This is a genomic window from Tepidimonas fonticaldi (genome assembly GCF_007556755.1).
Taxonomy (GTDB): domain Bacteria; phylum Pseudomonadota; class Gammaproteobacteria; order Burkholderiales; family Burkholderiaceae_C; genus Tepidimonas; species Tepidimonas fonticaldi.
On record NZ_VJOO01000003.1, the window covers coordinates 1 to 23,143 of the forward strand.

Below are 23,143 nucleotides of genomic sequence, written 5' to 3' on the forward strand. Positions count from 1 at the left end.
ATGATCGCACTCCTTCGGATGAGACCTCGCCGCCGACTCCCGCGCCTCGCAGCAGCTCTTGCAGGATGCTGCGTGCCAGCAGGTATCCACGGCGGCTGGGTATTATGTGATCATCCGGGATGCGACAGGTAACGCACACTTAGAGGCTCTTCCATGTTAAAACTCAACGCCGCTCGAGGCATCACTCTCGTTGAAAATCTTATTGCACTCTTAGTGGTCACGGCGGGCGTGGTTGGGGCCGTGCGTATGCAGTCCGCCATTCTGGATGCGCATTGCTCCACAAAAAATCACGCAACCACACTTGCCTCGATTACCGCAGCGGTTGAGCAGTTGCGCGCCAACAGCACCACCGCCTGCTGCGACCCAGCATCCGGATGCTCCGTTGGCATCGCCTCAAATTTATCTGTCAACCTCACATCAAGCACAAACACGTCTTGCAACTACCGTATTAGCATCACAACCACATCTCAGTGTAAAAGCCCCGCGACAATGGGGGGACGCTCGCTGGATTTTACAATACCAATCGCACAAAAAACAGCAGTGAGCGGCTCCGGGGGTGAGACGGGAATAGAAATCCCCAAACCCATCATTGCCGAGCTCCGCAACAAAGACACGGGCATTTCCAATCCCAATCTACTCCCCGGAACAATCTCGGCATCCGAAACCGCCAGCGACCGAAACGCACAGGTTGCCATACGAGAAGACAGCGGCGGCCGATTCGTCCTTTACGCCAGAAACAATAGTACCGGAAATTTTTTTGAACGACTGATCAGCAACACGCGCTATGTTCGCATCACCGGCGTTCTTTTCAACGGCAACAACGTTCCGACTATCGCATCGCTACGCAGTACAAATGGGCTAACCATATTTGCCACCGGAGCTGCGTTTTGCCAATTTCCGCTCAATTATTCAGATGCCAACAACCCCGAAACCTACGTCATAGGAGCACCCGCTACGGCAATGTCAGCCGCATACATCTGTTATGTACCGGAGGGCTGGTACGGCAATGTAGGCATCGACTTTACTAGCGTTCCCAACAAGATCTGGGCTTGCCCCGATGGCGCAGCGCCAGGCACAGCGAACAATCCCGATATTTATGGCGGTTTTCGCTCTCTCAAATCCATTTACTCCAGCCCCATCCCCCCGAACGTCGAAACAGATATTAAGGGCCAAAGCGGATTACTTGCCCGCCACGAAGCCGAGCAGCGCTTACGCGGGCTGCATTTCATTCTATACTCTAACAATCAAAAAGGCTTTTGCCCAACAGTGATACAAAATCCCGATAGGAGAGGGGTCGCCCAAGGCCTTAGTTTCATCAGCCCCGGCACTCCAACGACAACCCAAACTTTCTTCACGGTAGGTTATGGCGGCATATCACAAACAAAAGCCATCTCCCCCCCTGTTGCTGGCGCATTAGGAATCGAGTGCCGCAACCCCGAAAATAATAATGGAAACCCCACGTGCCTTCGCCCATTAGACTACTGGGTGGAAATCATCGGCCTATCGAGTGTTACCGGCACACTGACACGCGCGGACAACGGATTTGCGTGGAGCGCCGTGACGCTGCTTGCCAATCGTACCAGCCCGTACGGCGGCATTTTTTCCTCTGCTTGCTCTGTCGAAACTGTCCCCACTGACGAACAATTTAGCAAAACTTCCGTCGCCTTCACTTGCCTCGTCGGCTCCGGCGAAACGATTACGCTCGGCGTCCCAGAGGACAATGGTGTCGAGTTGACAGAGGCCTCCACTCCGTCAATCACGCAGATTGCACCCAAATCAGGAGTTCAGCTTTTCGTGAAGAGCAAATGATTTTTTGAGGAGGACGGCCCATACAACACGAAGCCCATCTGCACAGGCCAAAGAGCTGTGTTAGTCTTTTCTGATGCATACTCGCCGCAAGCTGCCCATCGGCATCCAGACCCTGCGCGACATCCGCGAGGGCGGCTACTACTACGTCGACAAGACGCCGCTCATCGCGCGCCTGGTCGACAGCGGCAAGCACTACTTCCTCTCCCGCCCGCGCCGCTTCGGCAAGAGCCTGCTGCTGGACACCATCGCCGCGGCGTTCGAGTGTCGGCGTGAATTGTTCGACGCGCACGATGGCGCGGACGGCACCGCCCCGCGCGAGCGGCTGTTCCTGGCCGACCACTGGCACTGGGCCAAGCCCCACCCGGTGATTCGCCTAAGCTTTGCCGAGGGACGGCTGGAGAAGCGCGAGGAGCTCGACCGACACATCCGCCGCCAGCTGCGCGAGCAGGCGCAGCGCCTGGGCGTGACGCTGGAGGACCCCGGGGACATCCCCGGCAGCTTCGCCGAGCTCATCACCCGCGCCGCCGAAGCCTACGCCCGCCAGGCCGTGGTGCTGGTCGACGAATACGACAAGCCGATCCTCGACAACCTCGAGGCCCCCGACATCGCCCGCGCGATGCGCGAGGGCTTGCGCAACCTCTACAGCGTCATCAAGGGCCGCGACGCCGACCTGCGCTTCGTGCTGCTGACGGGGGTATCCAAGTTCAGCAAGGTCTCCATCTTCTCGGGCCTGAACAACCTCTACGACCTGACGCTGGATCCGGAATACGGCACCGTCTGCGGCTACACCGACGAGGACATCGACACGGTGTTCGCGCCGGAGCTGCGGGCTGCTGCAGCCGAGGGCCAGGCGCTGGATCGCGAGGAGATCCGGCGCTGGTACAACGGCTACCGCTGGGGACCCACCAGCGTCTACAACCCGTTTGACGTGTTGTTACTGCTGCGCAGCCGGCAGTTCCGCGCGCACTGGTTCGAGACCGGCACGCCCACCTTCCTCGTCGAGTGGCTGCGGAACCGGGGCTTCTACACCCCGCAGCTGGAGCGGCTGATCGCGGATGACGAGCTGCTGTCGGCCTTCGACGTCGACGACATTGCCGTGGAGGCGATGCTGTGGCAGACCGGCTACCTCACGATCCAGCGCATCGAGGTCTGCGACGGCGTGCGGGAGTACGAGCTTGGCGTGCCGAACCTGGAGGTGCGCGCGGCGCTGAACCGTGCGCTGCTGCGCGCCTGGCTGCCCCAGCGCCCCGAAGGCCGCATGACCGACGTGGTGCGCATGCTGCGCGCCGCCGACACCGACGCCCTGCGCGCCCACTTCCAGCGCCTGTACGCCAGCATCCCAAACGATTGGTATCGCAACAACCCGATCGCCCAGTACGAGGGCTACTACGCCAGCGTCTTCTACAGCCACTTGGCCAGCCTGGGCCTGGACATCGTGCCGGAGGAGGTCTCCAACCCCGGCCAGTGCGACCTCGTCATCCGCCACGCCAGCCGCGCATGGGTGATCGAGTTCAAGGTCATCGACGGTGAGGAGCCGACCGGCGAGGCGATGCGCCAGCTCAAGGCCAAGGATTACGCCGCCAAGCACCGCGGCGCGCCGGGCATCCACGAGGTCATCGAGCTGGGCGTGGAGTTCAGCCGCGCCAAGCGCCAGATCGTCGGATGGGAGGTGGCATGCGCCTGAGCGAAACGGAGCGTACCTTCATCCGCGACACCGTGCGCGAGCTTTTCGGCCCGCATGCGCGGGTGCGGCTATTCGGCTCGCGCACCGACGATGCGGCGCGCGGCGGTGACATCGACCTGCTGATCGAATGCCCCGAGCCGCTGCCGGACCGTGCCGCGCGCACGCACCGGCTGGTCGCCCGCTTGCAGATGCGCCTGGGTAACCAACGCATCGACGCCCTCGTCATCGACCCCACCACCCCCGCCACCCCGATCGTGCGGGTGGCCCAGCACACCGGCATCGCCATATGACGACCACGCCTGAGCCGATCGCACCGCCCACGCCGCTGGAGCGGTTTCTGTCGACCCTCCACATCGTGCACCGCGAGGGCGCTCACCGTCGTCTGGACCTGCCGGCGGAGTGGCTGCCGCCCGCGTTGAAGATCAAGATTTAACGTGAACTTTTGACGCGGGATCGCCGGGTCGGACCGCAGGCGTCGCACCCGTACCACGCCAGGCAGAGAGAGCGCTGCTCGTACACGTCCGCTGGCACGAAGGGTGCTACCATAAGTTCGACCCCAATGAAGAAGGGGCCAATTGATCCATCACTGGAGGTAAACCATGAAACGTGTTCAACAGGGCTTTACGCTCATCGAGCTGATGATCGTCGTGGCGATCATCGGTATTTTGGCGGCAATTGCATTACCCGCTTATCAAGACTATACAATTAGAGCTCGGGTATCTGAAGCCATGGCGGCTTTGTCTGCCGCCAAGGCCACAGTAGGAGAAAATATAGCCTCGGAAAATGCTGTCAATGCGACTGCGTGCAGGGGTGTACAAGCGCTAACCGCAACAGACAACGTCGCGGCGCGAACAGCTGACCAAGTATGCACAGGTAACGGCATACTCTCGGTTGAGACGACATCCAAGGCAGGAGCTTTGACTGTAACCTTGACGCCAACGTTGACTGCGAATGGGCAAATCCAATGGCGCTGCAGCGCTCCGAGCGATAAACATAAGTATGTTCCACCCGAGTGCCGCAACACTTAAAGTTATTTCGTTGTTAGTCCGCGCGTAATTGATTTATTTCTTACAGAGTCAATTGAATTTGATCATTATCGGCGCCGGCCCCGCCGGCCTGACCGCCGGTCTCGAGTTGATCCGCCGCAGCGGCATCAAGCCGCTGTTGATCGAGGCTGACGCGCAGGTCGGCGGTATTTCTAAAACTGTTGTCCACCGCGGCAACCGCATGGATTTGGGGGGGCATCGCTTCTTTTCCAAGTCGGACTGGGTGATGGATTGGTGGCGCAGTCTGATGCCGATCGCTGGCGGCGATGCCGAGTCGATGCGGATCCATTACCACCGGCAGTCGCGCTCCATCCAGTCTGACGCGGTTCATGGGGACAGCGAATGCATGCTCGTGCGGCCGCGTTTGTCGCGCATCTACTTCCTGCGCCGCCTGTTCGACTACCCGCTCAAGCTGAATTGGACCACATTGTCCAATCTGGGGCCCCAGCGGGTGGCCCGCATTCTCGCCAGTTACGCCAAGGCGCGTATCCTGCCCCGTCAGGAGCGTAACCTTGAGGACTTTATCGTCAACCGCTTTGGCGAGGAGCTGTACCGCACCTTCTTCAAGGACTACACCGAAAAGGTGTGGGGCGTTCCCTGCCAGGACATCAGCGCCGAATGGGGCGCGCAGCGCATCAAAGGGTTGTCGATTACGGAAGCGCTCAAACACGCCGCGGGCCGGCTGCTGCGCAATACCCAAAACGCCACCCGCCACACCAGCCTGATCGAGCAATTCCTCTACCCCCGCCTCGGCCCCGGTCAATTGTGGGAATTGGCCGCGCGCGAAATCACCGACCGCGGCGGCACCATTTTGCTGGGGACGCGCGTGACCGGCCTGCAACGCCAGGGCAATCGCATCACGGCGGTCGACATCGTGGATCGTGAAGGTCGCCGGCAAACGATCCCAGCCGAACACGTGATTTCCACAATGCCTGTGAAGGATCTGATCGCCGGCATGAATCCGCCTGCCCCGGACGATGTGGCGCGGGTGGCGCACGGGCTGTTGTATCGCGACTTCATCACCGTCGGGCTGCTCGTGCGGCGCATGAAGCGGCATCCCGGCGACGCCGACCCTGACCGCACCGTGGGCCAGCGGCTGCCCGACAACTGGATCTACATCCAGGAAAAAGACGTCCGCTTGGGCCGGCTCCAGATCTTCAACAACTGGAGCCCGGACCTCGTAGCCGACCCAGAAGGTACCGTCTGGCTGGGGCTGGAGTATTTTTGCAACGTCGGCGATGACCTGTGGTCGATGGACGATGACACATTCACCGGGTTTGCGATCCGGGAGCTGGCCTCCATCGACCTGATCGACCCCGCCGACGTGCTGGACACCCACCTCGTGCGGGTGGAAAAGGCTTACCCGGCTTATTTCGGCAGCTATGGCGACTTTGGCGTCGTGCGTCGCTGGGTGGACGGTATCCACAACCTCTGGCTCGTTGGGCGCAACGGCATGCACCGCTACAACAACCAGGATCATTCGATGCTCACGGCCAAACTCGCGGTCGACGCCATCCTGGGCGGCGATGTCACCCGGGAATCGATCTGGGCTGTCAACCTGGACGACGAGTACCACGAGACGATTGAGCACCGCAAAGACCAACCGGCCCAATCCCCGCGCTCAAGGGGCGATGGGGCCGCTTGACGATAAAGCCGGGACGCATCGGCCCGGGCTAGAAAAAGGGTGGGCGCAGCACGCCGGGTATGGGGCCTTGGCGTGGACCGTCTGGCTCCTGAGCCATCCGTATCAAGGCATCTGGCACGATGCGCGCATTTATCTCGTCCTGGCACTGAACCGCCTGCTGCCGGACGCTTTTGTTCGGGACGTGTGGTTTGCCTTCGGCTCCCAAGGCGACCTGACCCTGTTTGACGAGGCCTATGCGGCGCTGCTGCGTGTCCTGCCCCCCTCGGAGGCCGCCAAAGCTGTCGCCATGGCAGGCGGTGCCGTCTGGCTGGCCGGTTGTCTGGTGTTGGGCGCGCGGATGCTTGGCTGGCGTTGCGCCGCGGCGTACGCGAGTCTGCTTGCGATCCTGAACCCCTCCTACGACCTCGGCGCGAATCTGTTGTTCGTCAACGAAAGCTTCGCCACCGCCCGCCCCTATGCGATGGGGCTGGCGCTGGCGGGCATGGCCGCATGGATCGGCGGACACCGCGCAGCCGCCGGCCTGCTGTTCGCCGTAGCGCTCACACTGCACCCGCTGATGGCCATCGGCGGCATCGCGTGCATCCTGGTGCTGGCCTTGCGCGACCGGGTGGTTTTGGGGCTGCTCCTGCTGACCATCGCGGCATTGGCTGTCGGCGCATGGGCCGGGGTCCCGCTCCTGGAACGAATGGACCCATTGTGGGAAAGTCTCGTGCGCCACACCTCGGCAATCGTCCTGCCACTGGAGGCTTCGGAGGTCGGCCTGGATCGCAATCTGTGGCCGATTGCCTTGCTGCTGTTGGCAGGCCGGTTGGGTGCTGCCCGCCACCGGCGGCTGTACCACGCGGTGGCTTTCGTGGCCGTATGGTGCCTGCTCGTGGCGCTGGTGGTGGGGCTTTACTACCCGGCCGTCCTGCTGGCGCAAGCACAGGTCTGGCGGGTGAGCTGGCTGGCAACGGTCGTGGCCCTGCTCGCGGCACTGGACATCATCGTCACCCGGCCCATTCCCCGTCGCCGGGCCGCGGCCTTCGGGCTGACCGTCTCTTACCTGGCGGCTGGCTCCGGATTGGGTAGTGCGCTGCTGCTGGCAGGCTACGCCACACTGGTCGCCCCAAGTGCGCTCACCATCGTCAACGCTGTGTGGCAAACGCACTGCTCCGAACGAACACGACGGTTGATCATCGCCGCCATCGTCGTGTGGGCATCGGTCCTAGCCTATTTCCGCTTCTCGGGCAACCTCCCCACGGAGATCGAATGGCCCCTTCTCGGCGTGAAACTGGAAGCCCCGTCCTTCATTGCCCACAAGCTGCTGCCGGCTCTGGTATTCCTAGGGGTCTGGACCCTCACCCCGAGGATCCGGGTCGTGTCAGCCTGGTTCCTCCTAGGGATGGCTCTGATTCTGTGGGACCAGCGAACGTCCGCCACCCGCACGCTGGAGGCTGGGTATCTGCACGACGATCAGGCGCTGCTGCAGGCGCTGGGCATCCGACGGGGTGACGTGGTGTACTGGGCTGGCAACGATCTCGGACCGTGGTTCACGCTTGTAACGGCCGGCTACGCCCAGAGCGTCCAAGGCATCGGGATCGTCTTTGCTCGACCGCACGCGCTAACCCTGTACACGCGGCTGCGCGCGATCGGCGATCTGTCTGAGGGACGCAACGACACCGGGAGCGGTGAATGGAGCCCGTTCGACCTACATGCCCCTATTTACCACCCGTCGTCGTTGTCGGGCCACGGCGTTCGAACACTCTGCGCGGACGGTGCACTGGATCACATCATCCAGCATCGCGCGGCCGATGGATTACCGGCCCACACCATCGTTCGCCGCCGATCGCATCTGGGGGCCATGTACGTCTATCACTGTGCTCGGCTGCGTGCGCAGAACCAATGGCCCAACCTCACGTCCCCTGACTGATCTTGATCGTCGGAAACTTGCTGGAGTAGTCCTTGGCCTTCGCGGCCACCGTGATGGCGACCTGCCGCGCCACGGCCTTGTACAGTGCGGCGATTTCGCCGTCCGGGTCGGCCACCACCGTCGGGCGGCCGTTGTCGGCCTGCTCGCGGATGCTGCGGTTGAGCGGCAGCGCCCCCAGGTAGGCCACCCCCAGATCGGCCGCCATGCGCTTGCCGCCGTCGGCGCCGAAAATGTGCTCGGCATGGCCGCAGTTCGGGCAGACGTGCACGGCCATGTTTTCCACGACGCCGAGGATCGGCACCCCCACCTTCTGGAACATCGTGACGCCTTTCCTTGCGTCCAGCAGCGCGATGTCCTGCGGCGTGGTGACGATGACCGCGCCGGTGATCGGCACGCGCTGCGCCAGCGTCAGCTGGATGTCGCCGGTGCCCGGGGGCATGTCCACGACGAGGTAATCGAGATCCTTCCAGTTCGTCTGGCGCAGCAGTTGTTCCAGCGCCTGCGTGGCCATGGGGCCGCGCCAGATCATGGCCTCGTCCTTGTCCACCAAAAAGCCGATGGACATGACCTGCAGGCCATAGTTTTCCAGCGGCTCCATGGTTTTGCCGTCCAGGCTTTCGGGCCGGCCTTCGATGCCCATCATCATGGGCTGGCTGGGGCCGTAGATGTCGGCATCCAGCACGCCCACGCGCGCGCCCTCGGCCGCCAGGGCCAGCGCCAGGTTGACGGCGGTCGTGCTTTTGCCCACCCCGCCCTTGCCCGAGGCGACGGCAATGATGTTTTTGACCTGCGGCAGCAGTTGCACCCCGCGCTGCACGGCATGCGCCAGGATGCGGGTGTTGATCTGCACGGACACATTGCCCACCCCGGGCACGCTGCGGGCGGCGGTGACCAGCGCGCGGCGCAGATCCGCCAACTGGCTTTTGGCGGGGTAGCCCAGCTCCACCTCAAAGGCCACGTCGCCCCCGGCGATTTGCAGGTTTTTCAGGGCGCGGGTGGTGACGAAGTCCTTGCCCGTATTGGGGTCGACGACGGCTTGCAGCGCTTGCAGCAGCGCTTGTTGGTTGACGCTCATGGGGGTGCAGTCTCCGAAGGTTGGGCCGCTCTGCGGCCGCGTTGGGGCCATGTCCGATGGCGCGAGTCTAGCGGCTCGCACACGGGGCGCTTGCCCCTGCGCGCGCAGTGTCCTCATTAGAATCCCGGACTTGTCCGCCGTTACAGGACCGTTACAGGACCGCTCCATGCCCTCGCGCCGTTTCTTCGTCACCACCGCCCTGCCCTACGCCAACGGCCACTTCCACATCGGCCACATCATGGAGTACATCCAGGCCGACGTGTGGGTGCGCACGCAGCGGCTGCTGGGGCACGAGGTGCACTTCGTCGGCGCCGACGACGCGCACGGCGCGCCGATCATGATCGCGGCAGAAAAGGCCGGCAAGACGCCGCAGCAGTTCGTCGCCGACATCGCCGCCGGCCGCGCGGCGTACCTGGACGGCTTTCACATCCGCTTCGACAACTGGCACAGCACCGACGCGCCGGAAAACCACGAACTGGCGCAGGCCATCTACCGGGCGCTCAAGGCCGCCGGGCTGATCGAGCGGCGCACCATCGAGCAGTTCTACGACCCCATCAAGGGCATGTTCCTGCCCGACCGCTACATCAAGGGCCAGTGCCCGCGCTGCGGCGCGGCCGACCAGTACGGCGACTCGTGCGAGGCCTGCGGCGCCGTCTACACCCCCACGGAGCTGAGGAACCCCTACTCGGCTCTGTCGGGCGCCACGCCCGAGCTGCGCCAGTCGGAGCACTTCTTCTTCCGGCTATCGGATCCGCGCTGCGTGCAGTTCCTAGAGGAGTGGACCGCCGCCCCCGGCCGCCTGCAGCCGGAGGTGGTCAACAAGATCCGCGAATGGTTCGCCAAGGACGAGGACGGCCGCGGCGGCCTGGGCGACTGGGACATCAGCCGCGACGCGCCGTACTTCGGCATCGAGATCCCGGACGCCCCGGGCAAGTACTTCTACGTCTGGCTGGACGCGCCGATCGGGTATCTCGCCAGCCTGAAGAACCACTTCGACAAGGGTCAGGCCGCCAACCACTGGCACGCGCCGTCGCGCACGACGCAGACGTTCGACGAATTTATCGCCGACCCGGCAGTGGAGCAGATCCACTTCATCGGCAAAGACATCACCTACTTCCACACGCTGTTCTGGCCGGCGATGCTGCACTTCTCCGGCCGCAAGACGCCGACGCAGGTGTTCGTGCACGGCTTCATCACCGTCAGCGGCGAGAAGATGAGCAAGAGCCGCGGCACCGGCATCGACCCGCTGCGCTACCTGCGCCTGGGCCTCAACCCGGAGTGGCTGCGCTACTACCTGGCCGCCAAGCTCAACCCGCGCGTGGAGGACGTGGACTTCAACCCGGAGGACTTCGTCGCCCGCGTCAACAGCGACCTGATCGGCAAGTACGTCAACATCGCCTCGCGCGCGGCGGGCTTCATCGCCAAGCGTTTCGAGGGGCGGCTGGGCGCCATCGCGCCGGACGGCGAGGCGCTGCTGGATGCGCTGCAGACCGCGCTGCCGGCGGTGGCCGAACTCTGGGCCGAGCGCGAGTACGGCAAGGCCGTGCGCGAGATCATGGCGCTGGCCGACCGCGTCAACGCCTACGTGGACCAGAACAAGCCGTGGGAGCTGGCCAAGCAGCCGGAACTCGCCGCGCGGCTGCACGACGTCTGCACCACCTGCATCGAGGCGTTCCGCATCCTTACCGCGATGCTCAAGCCCGTGCTGCCGGCCACCGCCGAGCGGGTGGAGGCCTTCCTGCGCTGCGCGCCGCTGGACTTCGCCAACGCCGCGCGCCCGCTCGGCGCCGGGCACGCCATCGCCCCGTACGAGCACCTGATGCAGCGCGTCGACCCCAAGCTGCTGGACGCCCTGTTCGAGCCGCCGGCCGCAGCCCCCGCCGCAGACACCGCGCCGCTGCCCGGCGGCGAGCCCATCGCCCCGACGATCACGATCGACGACTTCGCCAAGGTGGACCTGCGCATCGCGCGCATCGTCGCCTGCGAGCGGGTGGAGGGCTCCACCAAGCTGCTGCGCTTGACGCTGGACGTCGGCGAGGGCCGCACGCGCAACGTCTTCTCCGGCATCGCCTCGGCCTACGCGCCGGATCAGCTGGTCGGCAAGCTGACGGTGCTGGTGGCCAACCTGGCCCCGCGCAAGATGAAGTTCGGCGTCAGCGAAGGCATGGTGCTCGCCGCCAGCCACGCCGACGGCCAGGCCCACCCGGGGCTGTTCATCCTGGAGCCGCACGCCGGTGCTGAGCCGGGCATGCGCGTGCGGTGATGCGCGCTCTGCATCCGTTTCGTCCCCGTCTGCTCGATGACCTGCGCGCCTACGACCGGGCGCGCCTGATGCGCGACATCGGCGCCGGCGTGACCGTCGGCGTCGTCGCGTTGCCGCTGGCCATGGCGTTTGCCATCGCCAGCGGCCTGCAACCCACCGCCGGCCTGTGGACCGCGATCATCGCCGGTTTCATCATCGCCGCGTTCGGTGGCACATCGGTGCAAATCGGCGGGCCGGCTGGCGCCTTCATCGTCATCGTCTATGGCATCGTCGAGCGGCACGGCGTCGGCGGGCTGCTGGTGTCCACCTTCTGCGCGGGGCTGCTGCTGTTTGCCATGGGCTGGCTGCGCCTGGGGGTGCTGGTGCGCTTCGTGCCGGTCAGCGTCGTCATCGGCTTTACCAACGGCATCGCGGTGCTCATTGGGCTGTCGCAGTTGCGCGACGCGCTGGGCTGCAAGTGGCCAAGATGCCGGCGGATTTTTTCGGCATCCTGCACACGGTGGGTGGGGCGCTGTCCACCGTCAACCCGTACTCGGTGGCGCTGGCGGGCCTGTGCGTGCTGGGGCTGTTCGTGTGGCCGCGGCTGTGGGCCACGGATTCGGCCTTTCGCCAGCGGCTGGACGCGCTGGAGGGCGTCAGCGCGCTGCGCGCCACCTCGCGTCTGCCGGCGCCAGTGGTGGCCCTGGTCACCCTGTCGCTGCTGGCCTGGGCGCTGCAGTGGCCGGTGGACACGATCGGCAGCCGCTTTGGCAGCATCCCGCAGGGGCTGCCCGCGCTGGTGTGGCCCGACGTGTCCTGGCAAACCGTGCGCCAGCTCGTCACCCCGACGCTGACCATCGCCTTGCTGGGCGCCATCGAGTCGCTGCTGTGCGCGCGGGTGGCCGACCAGTTGCACGGCGGCCGCAAGCACGACCCCAACCAGGAGCTGATGGCGCAGGGCATCGCCAACGCGGTGGTGCCGTTCATCGGTGGCATGCCGGCCACGGGCACCATCGCGCGCACGGTCACCAACATCCGCAGCGGGGCCACCAGCGGCGTCGCGGGCATGGTGCACGCGGCGACGCTGGCGGCCATCGTGCTGCTGGCCGCACCCCTGGCGCGCCATGTGCCGCTGGCCGTGCTGGCGGGCATTCTGCTGTTCGTGGCGTGGAACATGGGCGAGTGGCGCGAGTTTGCGCGCCTCAAGCACTTCAGCCACCACTACCGCCTGATGCTGCTGAGCACCTTTGCCGTGACGGTCATCTTCGACCTCACGGTGGCGGTGGAGCTGGGCCTGGTGCTGGCGGTGGTGCTGTTCGTGCGGCGGCAAAGCAGCCTGTTCCGCGTCACGCTGCACCGGGCCGATCCACAACGCATCGAGGCGGAGCTGTACGGCTCGCTGTTCTTTGGCGCCGTCACCAAACTGGACCCCTTGATCCAGGCGGTGGAAGCAGCCGATACCGGCGTGCAGGTGCGCCTGGACGCGCGGCACCTGATGCTGCTGGACACCACGGGGCTGGATGCACTGACCGGCCTGCACGACGCCATCGAGCGGCGCGGCGGCCGTCTGGTCATCGACCATTTGCACGAACAGCCGTTGTCGTTGATGCGCCGCACCGGCTTTCTGTCGCGGCTGGCCGGCTGGTCGCCCCTGCCCCCGGCGGCCTAAAATCGCCGGCTGACGCGACGCCCACGAGAACGCCCATGAACCCGCTTGGTCTGCCCGACTACGTCTCCGACGCCACCCAGTTCATCGAATCGCTCAAGCGCAGCAAGCCCGCGCTGGAGGCCGAGCAGCGCGCCGGCCGCGCCCTGCTGTGGGACCGCCCGCAGGACCGCGACTTCTGGCGCGAGGCGCAGCGCGCGCGCGTCCCGCAAAAACCCTACGTCTACCAGACCGAGCCGTCGCTGAAGTGAGCGGCCCGCCGGCCGAGCTGCCCCCCGCGCCCGAGGCGGTGACCGCGCAGCCCGAGGTCATCGATCAGGTGGCCATCGCGCGCCTGTACGGCGAGCCGCTGTTCGCGCTGCCGCAGGATCTGTACATCCCGCCGGATGCGCTGGAGGTGTTCCTCGAGGCCTTCGAGGGGCCGCTGGACCTGCTGCTGTACCTGATCCGGCGGCAGAACTTCAACATCCTGGACATCCCGATGGCCGAGGTGACGCGCCAGTACCTGGGCTACGTGGAGCAGGTGCGCGCGCACAACCTGGAGCTGGCGGCCGAGTATCTGCTGATGGCGGCCATGCTGATCGAGATCAAGTCGCGCATGCTGCTGCCGCCCAAGCCCGCGCCGGACGGCAGCGAGCCGGAGGACCCCCGCGCCGAGCTGGTGCGCCGGCTGCTGGAGTACGAGCAGATCAAGCTCGCCTCGCGCAGCCTGGACGCGCTGCCCCAACTGGGGCGGGACTTCTGGCGCGCGCAGGTGCACATCGAGCAGTCGCTGGCGCCGCGCTGGCCGGACGTGTCGGTAGATGATTTGCGCGCCGCCTGGCGCGACATCCTGCGCCGCGCCCGCCTGGTGCAGCGCCACACCATCACGCGCGAGGCCCTGTCCGTGCGCGAGCACATGAGCCTGGTGCTGCGCACCCTACAAGGCCGCCGCTTCGTGGAGTTTGGCGAGCTGTTCGATCCGGCGCGCGGCGTGCCGGTCGCCATCGTCACCTTCATCGCCATGCTCGAACTGGCCAAGGAGCACCTGATCGAGCTGACCCAGGCCGAGGCCTACGCCCCCATCTACGTCCGGCTCGCCTACGTGCCGTCCTGAGCCCCCCGCACCGGACCCGCCATCGCCATGAACCCATCCCCGCCCACGGCCGCCCCGGCCCACCACGTCTACGACGCGCTGATCATCGGCAGCGGCCTGGCCGGCCTGACCACCGCGCTGCTGCTGCCGCCGAGCTGGCGGGTCGCCATCGTCACCAAGCGCTCGATCACCGACGGCTCCAGCGGCTGGGCGCAGGGGGGCATCGCCGCGGTGCTGGCGGAGGACGACAGCTTCCAGGACCACATCGACGACACCATGGTCGCCGGGGCCGGCCTGTGCGAACCCGAGGCGACGCGCTTCACCGTCGAACATGCGCCCGAGGCCATCGCCTGGCTGCGCGAGCTGGGCACGCCTTTCACCGTCGAGGGCGACGGCCTGCACCTGACGCGCGAGGGCGGACACAGCCACCGCCGCATCGTGCACGCCGCCGACGCCACCGGCGCGGCCGTGCAGCAAACGCTGATCGAGCGGGTGCGCGCGGCGGCCAATATCGACGTGTTCGAAACCCACGCGCTGGTGGACCTGATCCTGAGCGACCGCCACGCCGAGTGCCGCGAGCTGCCCCGGCGCGTGCTGGGCGCCTATGTGCTGGACGTGGCCACCGACCGGGTGGAGGTGTTCGCGGCGCCGCACACCGTGCTGTGCACGGGTGGCGCGGGCAAGGTATACCTGTACACCTCCAACCCCGACACCGCCACCGGCGACGGCATCGCCGCCGCTTGGCGCGCCGGCTGCCGGGTGGCCAACATGGAGTTCATCCAGTTCCACCCGACCTGCCTGTACCACCCCAAGGCCAAGAGCTTTTTGATCAGCGAGGCCGTGCGGGGCGAAGGCGGCATCCTGAAGCTGCCGCCGCACCTGGGCAGCCGCCGCTTCATGCCGGACCACGACCCGCGCGCCGAACTCGCCCCGCGCGACATCGTCGCGCGCGCGATCGACTTCGAGATGAAGAAGCACGGCATCCCGTGCGTGTACCTGGACATCTCGCACCAGCCGTCGGCCTTTTTGCACGAGCACTTCCCCAACATCCTCAAGCGCTGCGCGGAGCTGGGCATCGACATCACGCGCGAGCCGATCCCCGTGGTGCCGGCGGCACACTACACCTGCGGCGGCGTGGTCACCGACCTGCGCGCGCGCACCGACCTGCCGGGCCTGTACTGCGTGGGCGAGGCCAGCTACACCGGCCTGCACGGCGCCAACCGGCTGGCCAGCAACTCGCTGCTGGAGTGCATGGTGTTTGCGCGCGCGGCGGTGCGCGACATGGTGGCCCAACCCCGCCCCGCCCCCATCGCCGCACGCCCCTGGGACGACAGCCGGGTGATCGATGCAGACGAGCAGGTCGTCATCAGCCACAACTGGGACGAACTGCGCCGCTTCATGTGGGACTATGTGGGCATCGTGCGCACGGACAAGCGGCTGGAGCGCGCGGCCCACCGCATCGCGCTGCTGCAGGCCGAAATCCAGGAGTTTTACGCCCGCTTCCACGTCAGCAGCGACTTGCTGGAGCTGCGCAATCTGGTGCAGGTGGCGGACCTGATCGTGCGCTCGGCCCAGCAGCGCAAGGAAAGCCGCGGCCTGCACTACAGCCGCGACTACCCCTATACCCTGCCCGAGGCCCGCCCCACCATCCTGGTGCCCGACCCCCGATGACACCCCCGCGCACCCCCTGGACGGCCTACGGCGCCCTGGCCGCCAGCATGGCGCTGGTGGGCAGCTACGTGGCCCTGTCCAAACCGCTGGTCGCGGCCATGCCGGTGTTTTTGCTGGCGTGGCTGCGTTATTTGATCGGCGCCGCGGCCATGGCGCACTGGGTGCGCCGCCCCGCGCACGAGGCGCCCCCCGGCCGCCGCACGCACGCGCTGCTGTTTTTGCAGGGGCTGCTCGGCAATTTTTTGTTTTCCATTTGCATGCTGTATGGCGTGAGCCTGACCACCGCCAGCGCGGCCGGGGTGATCATGGCGGCCATCCCGGCCGTGGTGGCGCTGCAGTCCGCCCTCTTCCTGCGCGAGCGGCTGGACCGCCGGGCGCTGGCCGCCATCGGGCTGGCGGCGGTGGGGATCGGGCTGTTCTCGCTGGACAAGGGGGCCGCCGCGCACACGGCAGCGGCCGCCAGCGCCACCTGGATGGGGCTGCCGCTCGCGGTGTGGGGCAACCTGCTGGTGCTGGCTGCCGTCTGCTGCGAGGCCGCCTATGTCGTCATCGGCAAGCGCCTGAGCGCCCAGGTGGGCCCCAAACGCATCGCGGCGCTCATCAACCTGTGGGGGCTGGCGTTGATGACGCCGCTGGGCCTGTGGGCCGCCCTGGACTACGACTGGGGGCGCATGGGTGCGCCGCTGTGGGCGCTGCTGGTGTTTTACGGCCTGGCGGCCAGCGTCTGGACCGTGTGGCTGTGGATGACGGGGCTGCGCCACGTCTCCGCCGCGCGGGCCGGCGTGTTTACCGTGATGCTGCCCATCAGCGCCGCGACCATCGGCGTGCTGTTCATGGGCGAGCGGCTGACGCTGCTGCAGTGGCTGGCCTTCGGCGTCGCGCTGCTCGGCCTGATCGTGGCGACGTGGCCCACGCGGGCCACACCGCCCGTCACGCGCACCACAGACCCGTCGGCTGGGTGATGCCCATCCACAGCGCCCAGCCGGACGTGGCCGCCAGCGCCAGCCCAGCCAGGCGTATACCCCACCCGCCCGATCGGGCATCGCCCAGCCGCAGCAGCAGCCACGGCCCGGCGACCAGCGACACCATGGTCCCGACGGCAAAAGCCGCCATGATCGCCGCGCCTTCCAGCGCCGAGGCGGACAGCGACGCCACCAGCAGCGCCGAATACAGCAGCCCGCAGGGCATCAGCGCCCAGCCCACGCCCAGCACCGCCGGAGCGCGGGCACCCAGCCGGCTCATCACGGGCCGGGCGCGGCGCCAGACGGCCTGCGCCCAGCCGTCCAGAAAGGCCGGCTGACGGGCCTGCACCACCAGCAGCAGCCCCAGCAGCAGCGCGGCGACGTGCATCATGGTCCACACCGGGCGCAGCACCACCGTCTGCTGGCCCAGCCACCCCATGCCCTGCACCGTACCCCCGGCCAGCGCGCCGAGCACCGAATAGCCCACCAGGCGCCCCAGTAGCCACGTCCACAGCGCCTGACGCGACCGGGGCGCCGCGGCCCGGGCAATCCCGGCGCACGCCGCCCCGCACATGGCCACGCAGTGCGGCCCCCCCACAAGGCCCATCACCAGGGCCGACAGCGTCATGGAAGCGAGCATGGGCGCATGCTATCAGCCCCGCACGGTCACGGGGCGGGACGGGGGGTCAGATGATCTTGGAGAAACGCGCGCGGTCCTGATCGACCTGCAGGTAGCGGTCGAACACCATCGCAATCGCCCGCACCAGATACCACCCCGTCGCGGTGACCTCCAGGTGCGCATCGTCCACGCGCACCAGCCCGTCGCGCTCCAGGGCGCGCAACTGCTCCAGCTCCCGCGCAAAGTGCGAACGAAAATCCACCAGATGCGCCAGGTTGATGGACTCGAAGTCCACCAAACCCTGGCACATGATGGCCATGATGACGCTGCGGCGCAGCAGATCTTCGCGTGTCAGCGCCAGTCCGCGCACGATGGGCAGCCGCCCCTGGTCCAGCGCGTCGTAGTACTCGTCCAGCGTCTTGGCGTTCTGGCTGTAGGTGGCGCCGATGCGGCCGATGGCCGACACCCCCAGCGCGATCAGATCGCAGTCGGGCTGGGTGCTGTAGCCCTGAAAGTTGCGGTGCAGCCGCCCCTGCCGCTTGGCCACCGCCAGCGCGTCGTTGGGCAGGGCAAAGTGGTCCATGCCCACATACACATAGCCCGCCGCGCTCAGATGGTCCAGCGACAGCGACAGCATCGCCAGCTTGTCGGCCGGGCTGGGCAACTCGGCCACGACGATGCGCCGCTGCGGCTTGAAGCGCGCCGGCAGGTGCGCGTAGGCATACAGCGCAATGCGGTCCGGCCGCAGGCGCTCCACCTGCTCCAGGGTGTGGCGGAAGGACTCCGGCGTCTGCTGGGGCAGGCCGTAGATCAGATCGACGTTGATGGACTCAAAGCCCAGCTCCCGCGCCGCGGCGACCAGGGCAAACACCTGCTCCGCCGGCTGGATGCGGTGCACGGCCTTTTGCACGGTGGGATCGAAATCCTGCACGCCAAAGCTCAGCCGGTTGAAGCCCAGCTGGTGCAGGTGCGCCAGGCGCTCGGCCGTCACCGTGCGGGGATCGACTTCGATCGAGTACTCGCCCCCCGGCACCAGCTCGAAGTGGCGGCGGATCATGGCCATCAGGTCGGCCAGTTCGGCATCGCTCAGGAAGGTGGGCGTGCCGCCCCCCAGGTGCAACTGGCTGACCCGGTGACCACGACCAAAGTGGTCGGTCTGCAGTTCCAGCTCGCGCGAGAGGTAGCGCAGATACTCCGCCGCCTTGCCGTGGTGCTTGGTGATCACCTTGTTGCAGGCGCAGTAGTAGCACAGCGACTCGCAAAACGGGATGTGCACATAGACCGACAGCGGCAGCGCCATCGAGCCGGCGCGGCGCTGCTCGAGCGCCTGGATGTAATCGCGCTCGGTGAACGCCTCGACGAAGCGGTCCGCCGTCGGGTAGGACGTGTAGCGCGGGCCGGGGATGTCGAACCGGCGCAGCAGGGCTTCATCGATGACGTGCTTCATGGGCATGGACTCCATTGGGAGGGTAATGTGCCCCAGGACGGCCCCGCGGCCCTTGACGTGAGTCAAACCCACTGCACACCGATGCCCGCAACGCCCACCGGGACAAAACGCTGCGGGCACGCCGACCGGTTGTTATCATCGGTCGCATTTGGCAGTCCCCCATTGGACAGTCCCCCTTCGGCCTGCGGGCCGGCAACGCCACAGCGCCCATGGATCTGCACAGCATCAAAGTCGCCTGCTCCAGTTGCAATCTGCGCGAGCTCTGCATCCCCGTCGGCCTCAACCCCGGGGAGATGGAGCAGCTCGACAACCTGATCGCCAATCGGCGGCGCGTGCGGCGCGGCGCGGCGCTGTTCGCGGCGGGCGATGCGTTCACCTCGCTCTACGCGGTGCGCTCGGGCTTTTTCAAGACCAGCGTGACGACGGCGGACGGGCGCGACCAGGTCACGGGCTTTCAGATGGCGGGGGAGATCCTGGGCCTGGACGGCATCGTGCAGGACAAGCACTCCTGCTCCGCGATCGCGCTGGAGGACGCCGAGGTGTGTGTGCTGCCGTTCGACAAGCTGGAGCAGCTCTCGCGCGAATTCAGCGCGCTGCAGCACCATGTGCACCGCATCATGAGCCGCGAGATCGTGCGCGACCAGGGCGTCATGTTGCTGCTGGGCAGCATGCGCGCCGAGGAGCGGCTGGCGGCCTTCCTGCTGAATCTGGTGCAGCGCCTGCACGCGCGGGGGTTTTCCAAATCCGAGATGGTGCTGCGCATGACGCGCGAGGAAATCGGCAGCTACCTCGGCATGAAGCTGGAGACGGTCAGCCGCACCTTCTCGCGCTTTCAGGACGACGGGATCATCGAGGTCAAGCAGCGCTATGTGCGCATCCTCGACCCCGACGCGCTGGGCGCCATCGTCAACCACGCCAGCCCGGGCGGGGACTGACGGCGCCAGCCAGTCCCCTCGAGCGCAGTCCTATCGAATGCAGACCGCTCAGGCGCAGCCGCCGCAGCGCCCGTCGTCGCACGACGGGCGGGGATTGGCCACCGCCCCATCGCCCCGGACACAGTCCGCGGGACGCTGATCCGGCGGAACCGGGCAGCGGTTGACCTCCCACGGCGACAAGGACAACAGCGTCGTGAGCGCGCCGGCCGCCATGGTCAAGCCCCAGAAAACAAAGAAGGCCAGGGTATAGACGGTCTGTCGCGACCACCCGAGCGACTCCCCCGCCCAATGCAACTCGCTGGGATCGACGAAGGCGAACACCACCATTTCCATCACCGCCGCCATCAGGAAGGCGGGCCAGGCGATCCACATCACGCGTTGGGCCAACATCATGCACTCCTCTCGGGTGTGGCCCCGGCGGGGCCTCAATCTTTTTTGGGCAATGCCGACGACACGGCGTGGTTGCGGCCCTGGTTGGCCGGCAGCAGGGCCTTTTCGGCCTGCAGCCGCTCTTCCGGGGTCATCCGATCGGGCGCCACGACGGCGGGCGCCGGGGCGGCCTCGCGCGGCAGCACCGTATCCGCGTTGCGCACCGCGATCGTGACCGTCACCAGGGACGCCACCACCACGACCAGCGGCCCCCCGATCACCATCCAGACATACGGTTCACGGTACCACGGGCGTGCCGGGGACGGCGGGGCGGGCGTAGGGGCGGTCATCGTGGACATAGTGTAGGCCTTGGTGTATCGCTCTTGGGTTCGAAGCCCCCCGGGGGTTTTCCCGGGGGTTGGCGTCAACGGGGCACCACGAAGGTGGTCTTCTCCCGCACATCGATCGTGCCATCCGGCGTGCGGAAGCCGAATGTGATGGGATGCGAGCCGGCCTGCAAGCCTGGGGGCACCTGCACCCGCACGGCGACCGAGCGCACCTCGGTGGGCAGCAGATGCACGCTGCGCTCGGAGGTGACCTCGATGCCCGGCAGCCCCTCCACCGTCACGGCCAGCTCGCGCTCGTGCTCCGAGGCGTTCATGAACTGAATGCGGTAGACGTTTTCGATGCGTCCCATCTCCACCATGCGCGCGAGCGCCCCGCGGTCGCGAATCACATCGACCTTCAGCGGCACCCGCAACCACAAGCTGACCCCCAAAGCCGCCACAATGGCCAACAGGATCGAGCTGTAAATCAAAACGCGCGGACGGAAAACGCGCCGAATCATTTGCGCCTGGCTCCACCCACGCTCCATGCCATTTTGCGTGGAGTATTTCACCAGGCCTTTGGGATAGCCCATTTTTTCCATCACCTGGTCGCACACGTCGACGCAAGCTCCGCAGCTAATGCACTCGTATTGCAAGCCATTGCGAATGTCGATGCCCGTGGGGCAAACCTGCACGCACAGCGTGCAGTCAATGCAGTCGCCCAGGCCCAGCGCCTTGGGGTCGGCCGACCTCTTGCGCGCGCCGCGCGGCTCGCCGCGCTTGGCGTCGTAGGTCACGATCATCGTGTCCTTGTCGAACATCGCGCTCTGGAAGCGGGCATACGGGCACATGTATTTGCAGACCTGCTCGCGCATGAAGCCCGCATTGCCGTAGGTCGCAAAGCCGTAGAAGAAGATCCAGAAGGTTTGCCACGGCCCCAGGTTCCAGGCCAAAAACGCCGCGCCCAGGTCGCGAATCGGCGTGAAATAGCCGGCGAACGTAAAGCCCGTCCACAGCCCAAAGACGATCCACGCCAGATGCTTGCCGCCCTTGCGGGCCACCTTGTTCAGGCTCCAGGGCTGCTGATCCAGGCGCATGCGCGCCGAGCGGTCGCCCTCGAAGAGCTTTTCCATCCACAAATAAATTTCGGTGTAGACCGTCTGCGGGCAGGCGTAGCCGCACCACAGTCGCCCGGCGATCGCCGTAAACAAAAACAGCAACAGCGCCGATACCACCAGAATGCCCGTCAGGTAAATGAAATCCTGCGGGTACAGCACCAGACCAAAAATATAAAAACGCCGCGCCTCCAGATCGAACAGCACGGCCTGCCGGTCGTTCCAGGCCAGCCAGGGCAATCCGTAAAAAACAATTTGGGTCAACCACACGAAGACCCAGCGCCACTTGGTAAACAACCCCGTCACCGCCCGCGGATAGATCTTTTTGCGGGCCGCGTACAGGGAAACCTCGACCTCTTCATCCGACGGGGTCGGGCCTTGGGGCGTGTTGGCAGCGCTGGTACTCATGGCAGTATTCGGTACGAATCAAAAAAACCGGGAGGCGGGCCACACAGGCGCCGCCCCCCGGCGACGGGATCAGTTCGGATTCGACAGCTTCCAGACGTAGCCCGTCAGCACATGGATTTGCGCATCGGTCAGCAAGGCATTTTGCGCCGGCATGACGTTGGTCTTGCCCTCGTTGATCATTTTAATGATCGCCTCTTCACCCCAACCGTGCAGCCAGATCTGGTCGGTCAGGTTGGGCGCGCCGGTGGCATGCATGCCCTTGCCGTCCGCGCCGTGGCAGGCCGCGCAGGCGCCCCACTTGGCGGCCCCTTGCGTGGCGCGCACGCTGTCGTGCGGGCTACCGGACAGGCTCAGCACATAGTGCGCCAGGTTGCGAACATCCTCGGGCGTGCCGACCGCTGCCGCCATCGGGGGCATGATGCCCTGGCGGCCTTCGGCAATGGTTTTGTGGATGTACTCCGGCTGCCCGTCACCGCCCAGCCAGTCGGCATCGGTCAGGTTGGGGAAGCCCTTGCTGCCGCGGGCGTCCGAGCCGTGGCACTGGGCGCAGTAGTTCATGTACAGCCGCTCGCCGACCGCCATGGCCTGCTGGTCCTTTGCCAGATCCTTGGGATCCATGCCCTTGAACTTGGCGTACAGGGGCTCGATCGCCGCCAGGGCCTTGGCCCGCTCGGCTTCCCACTGGCCCTGGGAGCTCCAGCCCAGTTGGCCCTGCACCTTGCCGAACATCGGGTACATCAGGCCGTAGGCCAGGGCAAACACCACGGTGATGATGAACAGATACACCCACCAGCGCGGCAGGGGGTTGTTCATCTCCCGCAGGTCGCCGTCCCACACGTGGCCGGTGGTGTTGTCCGCCGCGGGCGTGACCTTGGTCTTGCCGCTGGCCCACAGGAAAAACGCGCAGGCCAGGATACTGATCAGGGTCACGCCGGCTACGAAGAGGTGCCAGAAGTCACTGGTGAAATCGCTCATGATGGTTCTCTCCTGACGGGCCTCACTCGTCGCGGAAGGGCAGTTGGGCCGCTTCCTCGAAACGCTCCCGGTTCTTGCGGGACCAGGCCCAGGCCCAGATGCCGATGAAGGTCACGAAGCTCAGCACCGTGACGATGACGCGCAGATCGTTGACATCCATGA

Annotated in this window: 21 protein-coding genes and 1 pseudogene; 14 read left to right on the forward strand and 8 right to left on the reverse strand. The window is 66.1% G+C overall.

The features are described 5' to 3' along the window. Positions 1-153: 153 nt before the first annotated feature. From Tfont_RS02195 to Tfont_RS02220, 7 genes are all read left to right on the forward strand, one after another. The gene (locus Tfont_RS02195) at positions 154-1,809 is read left to right on the forward strand and encodes a hypothetical protein (RefSeq protein ID WP_143968221.1); all 1,656 of its coding nucleotides are present in this window, start codon (positions 154-156) and stop codon (positions 1,807-1,809) included. Between the two features lie 73 nt (positions 1,810-1,882). Continuing rightward, a complete protein-coding gene (locus tag Tfont_RS02200; protein ID WP_143968222.1) occupies positions 1,883-3,493 on the forward strand; it encodes an ATP-binding protein in 1,611 nt (536 codons plus the stop codon). Next, positions 3,484-3,783 (forward strand): nucleotidyltransferase domain-containing protein, encoded by a 300-nt coding sequence (locus Tfont_RS02205; RefSeq protein WP_143968223.1) that lies wholly within the window; start codon positions 3,484-3,486, stop codon positions 3,781-3,783. Before Tfont_RS02200 ends, Tfont_RS02205 begins: the two co-directional genes overlap by 10 nt. Further along, positions 3,780-3,926, forward strand: coding sequence for a hypothetical protein (locus Tfont_RS14460; protein WP_185974450.1), 147 nt, complete (start codon positions 3,780-3,782; stop codon positions 3,924-3,926). The genes Tfont_RS02205 and Tfont_RS14460 overlap by 4 nt, the downstream gene beginning before the upstream one ends. 166 nt (positions 3,927-4,092) lie before the next feature. Next, entirely contained in the window at positions 4,093-4,521 is a 429-nt protein-coding gene (locus Tfont_RS02210; RefSeq protein WP_143968224.1) for a pilin, read from the forward strand. A gap of 52 nt (positions 4,522-4,573) precedes the next feature. Continuing rightward, on the forward strand, positions 4,574-6,184 hold the full coding sequence (locus Tfont_RS02215; protein ID WP_143968225.1) for an NAD(P)/FAD-dependent oxidoreductase: 1,611 nt from the start codon (positions 4,574-4,576) through the stop codon (positions 6,182-6,184). 67 nt (positions 6,185-6,251) lie between these two features. Further along, positions 6,252-8,096 carry a hypothetical protein gene (locus Tfont_RS02220; RefSeq protein ID WP_143968226.1) on the forward strand — a complete coding sequence of 615 codons (1,845 nt, stop codon included), beginning with the start codon at positions 6,252-6,254 and terminating at the stop codon, positions 8,094-8,096. On the opposite strand, the gene apbC is transcribed toward Tfont_RS02220, so the two are convergent. Continuing rightward, on the reverse strand, positions 8,080-9,171 hold the full coding sequence (gene apbC / locus Tfont_RS02225; RefSeq protein ID WP_143968227.1) for an iron-sulfur cluster carrier protein ApbC: 1,092 nt from the start codon (positions 9,169-9,171) through the stop codon (positions 8,080-8,082). The genes Tfont_RS02220 and apbC overlap by 17 nt on opposite strands. Before the next feature lie 166 nt (positions 9,172-9,337). On the opposite strand from apbC, the gene metG reads away from it, so the two are divergent. From metG to Tfont_RS02255, 6 genes and pseudogenes are all read left to right on the forward strand, one after another. Next, positions 9,338-11,434, forward strand: coding sequence for a methionine--tRNA ligase (metG, locus tag Tfont_RS02230; protein WP_143968228.1), 2,097 nt, complete (start codon positions 9,338-9,340; stop codon positions 11,432-11,434). Then, positions 11,434-13,082: pseudogene (locus Tfont_RS02235) on the forward strand (SulP family inorganic anion transporter). Before metG ends, Tfont_RS02235 begins: the two are co-directional and overlap by 1 nt. A 35-nt stretch (positions 13,083-13,117) precedes the next feature. Further along, a complete protein-coding gene (locus tag Tfont_RS02240; RefSeq protein ID WP_068608639.1) occupies positions 13,118-13,330 on the forward strand; it encodes a DUF3460 family protein in 213 nt (70 codons plus the stop codon). Continuing rightward, positions 13,327-14,175 carry a segregation and condensation protein A gene (locus tag Tfont_RS02245; protein WP_143968229.1) on the forward strand — a complete coding sequence of 283 codons (849 nt, stop codon included), beginning with the start codon at positions 13,327-13,329 and terminating at the stop codon, positions 14,173-14,175. Before Tfont_RS02240 ends, Tfont_RS02245 begins: the two co-directional genes overlap by 4 nt. 27 nt (positions 14,176-14,202) lie before the next feature. Further along, positions 14,203-15,825, forward strand: a complete 1,623-nt coding sequence (gene nadB, locus Tfont_RS02250; RefSeq protein WP_068608635.1) for an L-aspartate oxidase — start codon at positions 14,203-14,205, stop codon at positions 15,823-15,825. Further along, complete coding sequence (locus Tfont_RS02255; RefSeq protein WP_143968230.1) at positions 15,822-16,787, forward strand: DMT family transporter; 966 nt, start codon at positions 15,822-15,824, stop codon at positions 16,785-16,787. The genes nadB and Tfont_RS02255 overlap by 4 nt, the downstream gene beginning before the upstream one ends. Here Tfont_RS02255 and Tfont_RS02260 read toward each other — a convergent pair. Together Tfont_RS02260 and hemN are read right to left on the reverse strand one after the other, a co-directional pair. Beyond that, entirely contained in the window at positions 16,756-17,427 is a 672-nt protein-coding gene (locus Tfont_RS02260) for a sulfite exporter TauE/SafE family protein (RefSeq protein ID WP_143968231.1), read from the reverse strand. The two genes, Tfont_RS02255 and Tfont_RS02260, sit on opposite strands and share 32 nt — an antisense overlap. A gap of 46 nt (positions 17,428-17,473) precedes the next feature. Beyond that, entirely contained in the window at positions 17,474-18,853 is a 1,380-nt protein-coding gene (gene hemN / locus Tfont_RS02265; RefSeq protein ID WP_068609811.1) for an oxygen-independent coproporphyrinogen III oxidase, read from the reverse strand. Positions 18,854-19,062: 209 nt separating this feature from the next. Here hemN and fnr point away from each other — a divergent pair, with 209 nt between their 5' ends. Further along, positions 19,063-19,788 carry a fumarate/nitrate reduction transcriptional regulator Fnr gene (gene fnr / locus Tfont_RS02270; protein ID WP_143968232.1) on the forward strand — a complete coding sequence of 242 codons (726 nt, stop codon included), beginning with the start codon at positions 19,063-19,065 and terminating at the stop codon, positions 19,786-19,788. A gap of 48 nt (positions 19,789-19,836) precedes the next feature. Here the strand turns inward: fnr and Tfont_RS02275 are convergent, their stop codons facing one another. The 5 genes from Tfont_RS02275 to Tfont_RS02295 all read right to left on the reverse strand — a co-directional run bounded on the left by Tfont_RS02275 (position 19,837) and on the right by Tfont_RS02295 (position 23,141). Further along, positions 19,837-20,178, reverse strand: a complete 342-nt coding sequence (locus tag Tfont_RS02275; protein WP_231960307.1) for a hypothetical protein — start codon at positions 20,176-20,178, stop codon at positions 19,837-19,839. Positions 20,179-20,213: 35 nt separating this feature from the next. Continuing rightward, complete coding sequence (locus Tfont_RS02280) at positions 20,214-20,516, reverse strand: nitrogen fixation protein FixH (protein ID WP_185974451.1); 303 nt, start codon at positions 20,514-20,516, stop codon at positions 20,214-20,216. Positions 20,517-20,581: 65 nt separating this feature from the next. Next, positions 20,582-22,006, reverse strand: a complete 1,425-nt coding sequence (ccoG, locus tag Tfont_RS02285; RefSeq protein WP_143968233.1) for a cytochrome c oxidase accessory protein CcoG — start codon at positions 22,004-22,006, stop codon at positions 20,582-20,584. Positions 22,007-22,075: 69 nt separating this feature from the next. Beyond that, positions 22,076-22,981: a cytochrome-c oxidase, cbb3-type subunit III gene (gene ccoP, locus Tfont_RS02290; RefSeq protein ID WP_143968234.1), complete on the reverse strand. Its 906-nt coding sequence runs from the start codon at positions 22,979-22,981 to the stop codon at positions 22,076-22,078. Positions 22,982-23,003: 22 nt separating this feature from the next. Next, positions 23,004-23,141, reverse strand: a complete 138-nt coding sequence (locus Tfont_RS02295) for a cbb3-type cytochrome oxidase subunit 3 (RefSeq protein WP_068608619.1) — start codon at positions 23,139-23,141, stop codon at positions 23,004-23,006. Between the last annotated feature and the right edge of the window lie 2 nt (positions 23,142-23,143).

Bases quoted from the DNA above. Each gene is read 5' to 3' on its own strand.
- Tfont_RS02260 (WP_143968231.1), bottom strand. From the start codon at position 17,427: ATGCTCGCTTCCATGACGCTGTCGGCCCTGGTGATGGGCCTTGTGGGG.
- nadB (WP_068608635.1), top strand. From the start codon at position 14,203: ATGAACCCATCCCCGCCCACGGCCGCCCCGGCCCACCACGTCTACGAC.
- Tfont_RS02280 (WP_185974451.1), bottom strand. From the start codon at position 20,516: ATGTCCACGATGACCGCCCCTACGCCCGCCCCGCCGTCCCCGGCACGC.
- fnr (WP_143968232.1), top strand. From the start codon at position 19,063: ATGGATCTGCACAGCATCAAAGTCGCCTGCTCCAGTTGCAATCTGCGC.
- ccoP (WP_143968234.1), bottom strand. From the start codon at position 22,981: ATGAGCGATTTCACCAGTGACTTCTGGCACCTCTTCGTAGCCGGCGTG.
- Tfont_RS02240 (WP_068608639.1), top strand. From the start codon at position 13,118: ATGAACCCGCTTGGTCTGCCCGACTACGTCTCCGACGCCACCCAGTTC.
- apbC (WP_143968227.1), bottom strand. From the start codon at position 9,171: ATGAGCGTCAACCAACAAGCGCTGCTGCAAGCGCTGCAAGCCGTCGTC.
- Tfont_RS02200 (WP_143968222.1), top strand. From the start codon at position 1,883: ATGCATACTCGCCGCAAGCTGCCCATCGGCATCCAGACCCTGCGCGAC.
- Tfont_RS02255 (WP_143968230.1), top strand. From the start codon at position 15,822: ATGACACCCCCGCGCACCCCCTGGACGGCCTACGGCGCCCTGGCCGCC.
- Tfont_RS02295 (WP_068608619.1), bottom strand. From the start codon at position 23,141: ATGGATGTCAACGATCTGCGCGTCATCGTCACGGTGCTGAGCTTCGTG.
- Tfont_RS02275 (WP_231960307.1), bottom strand. From the start codon at position 20,178: ATGTTGGCCCAACGCGTGATGTGGATCGCCTGGCCCGCCTTCCTGATG.
- ccoG (WP_143968233.1), bottom strand. From the start codon at position 22,006: ATGAGTACCAGCGCTGCCAACACGCCCCAAGGCCCGACCCCGTCGGAT.
- Tfont_RS02205 (WP_143968223.1), top strand. From the start codon at position 3,484: ATGCGCCTGAGCGAAACGGAGCGTACCTTCATCCGCGACACCGTGCGC.
- Tfont_RS02210 (WP_143968224.1), top strand. From the start codon at position 4,093: ATGAAACGTGTTCAACAGGGCTTTACGCTCATCGAGCTGATGATCGTC.
- Tfont_RS14460 (WP_185974450.1), top strand. From the start codon at position 3,780: ATGACGACCACGCCTGAGCCGATCGCACCGCCCACGCCGCTGGAGCGG.
- hemN (WP_068609811.1), bottom strand. From the start codon at position 18,853: ATGAAGCACGTCATCGATGAAGCCCTGCTGCGCCGGTTCGACATCCCC.
- Tfont_RS02195 (WP_143968221.1), top strand. From the start codon at position 154: ATGTTAAAACTCAACGCCGCTCGAGGCATCACTCTCGTTGAAAATCTT.
- metG (WP_143968228.1), top strand. From the start codon at position 9,338: ATGCCCTCGCGCCGTTTCTTCGTCACCACCGCCCTGCCCTACGCCAAC.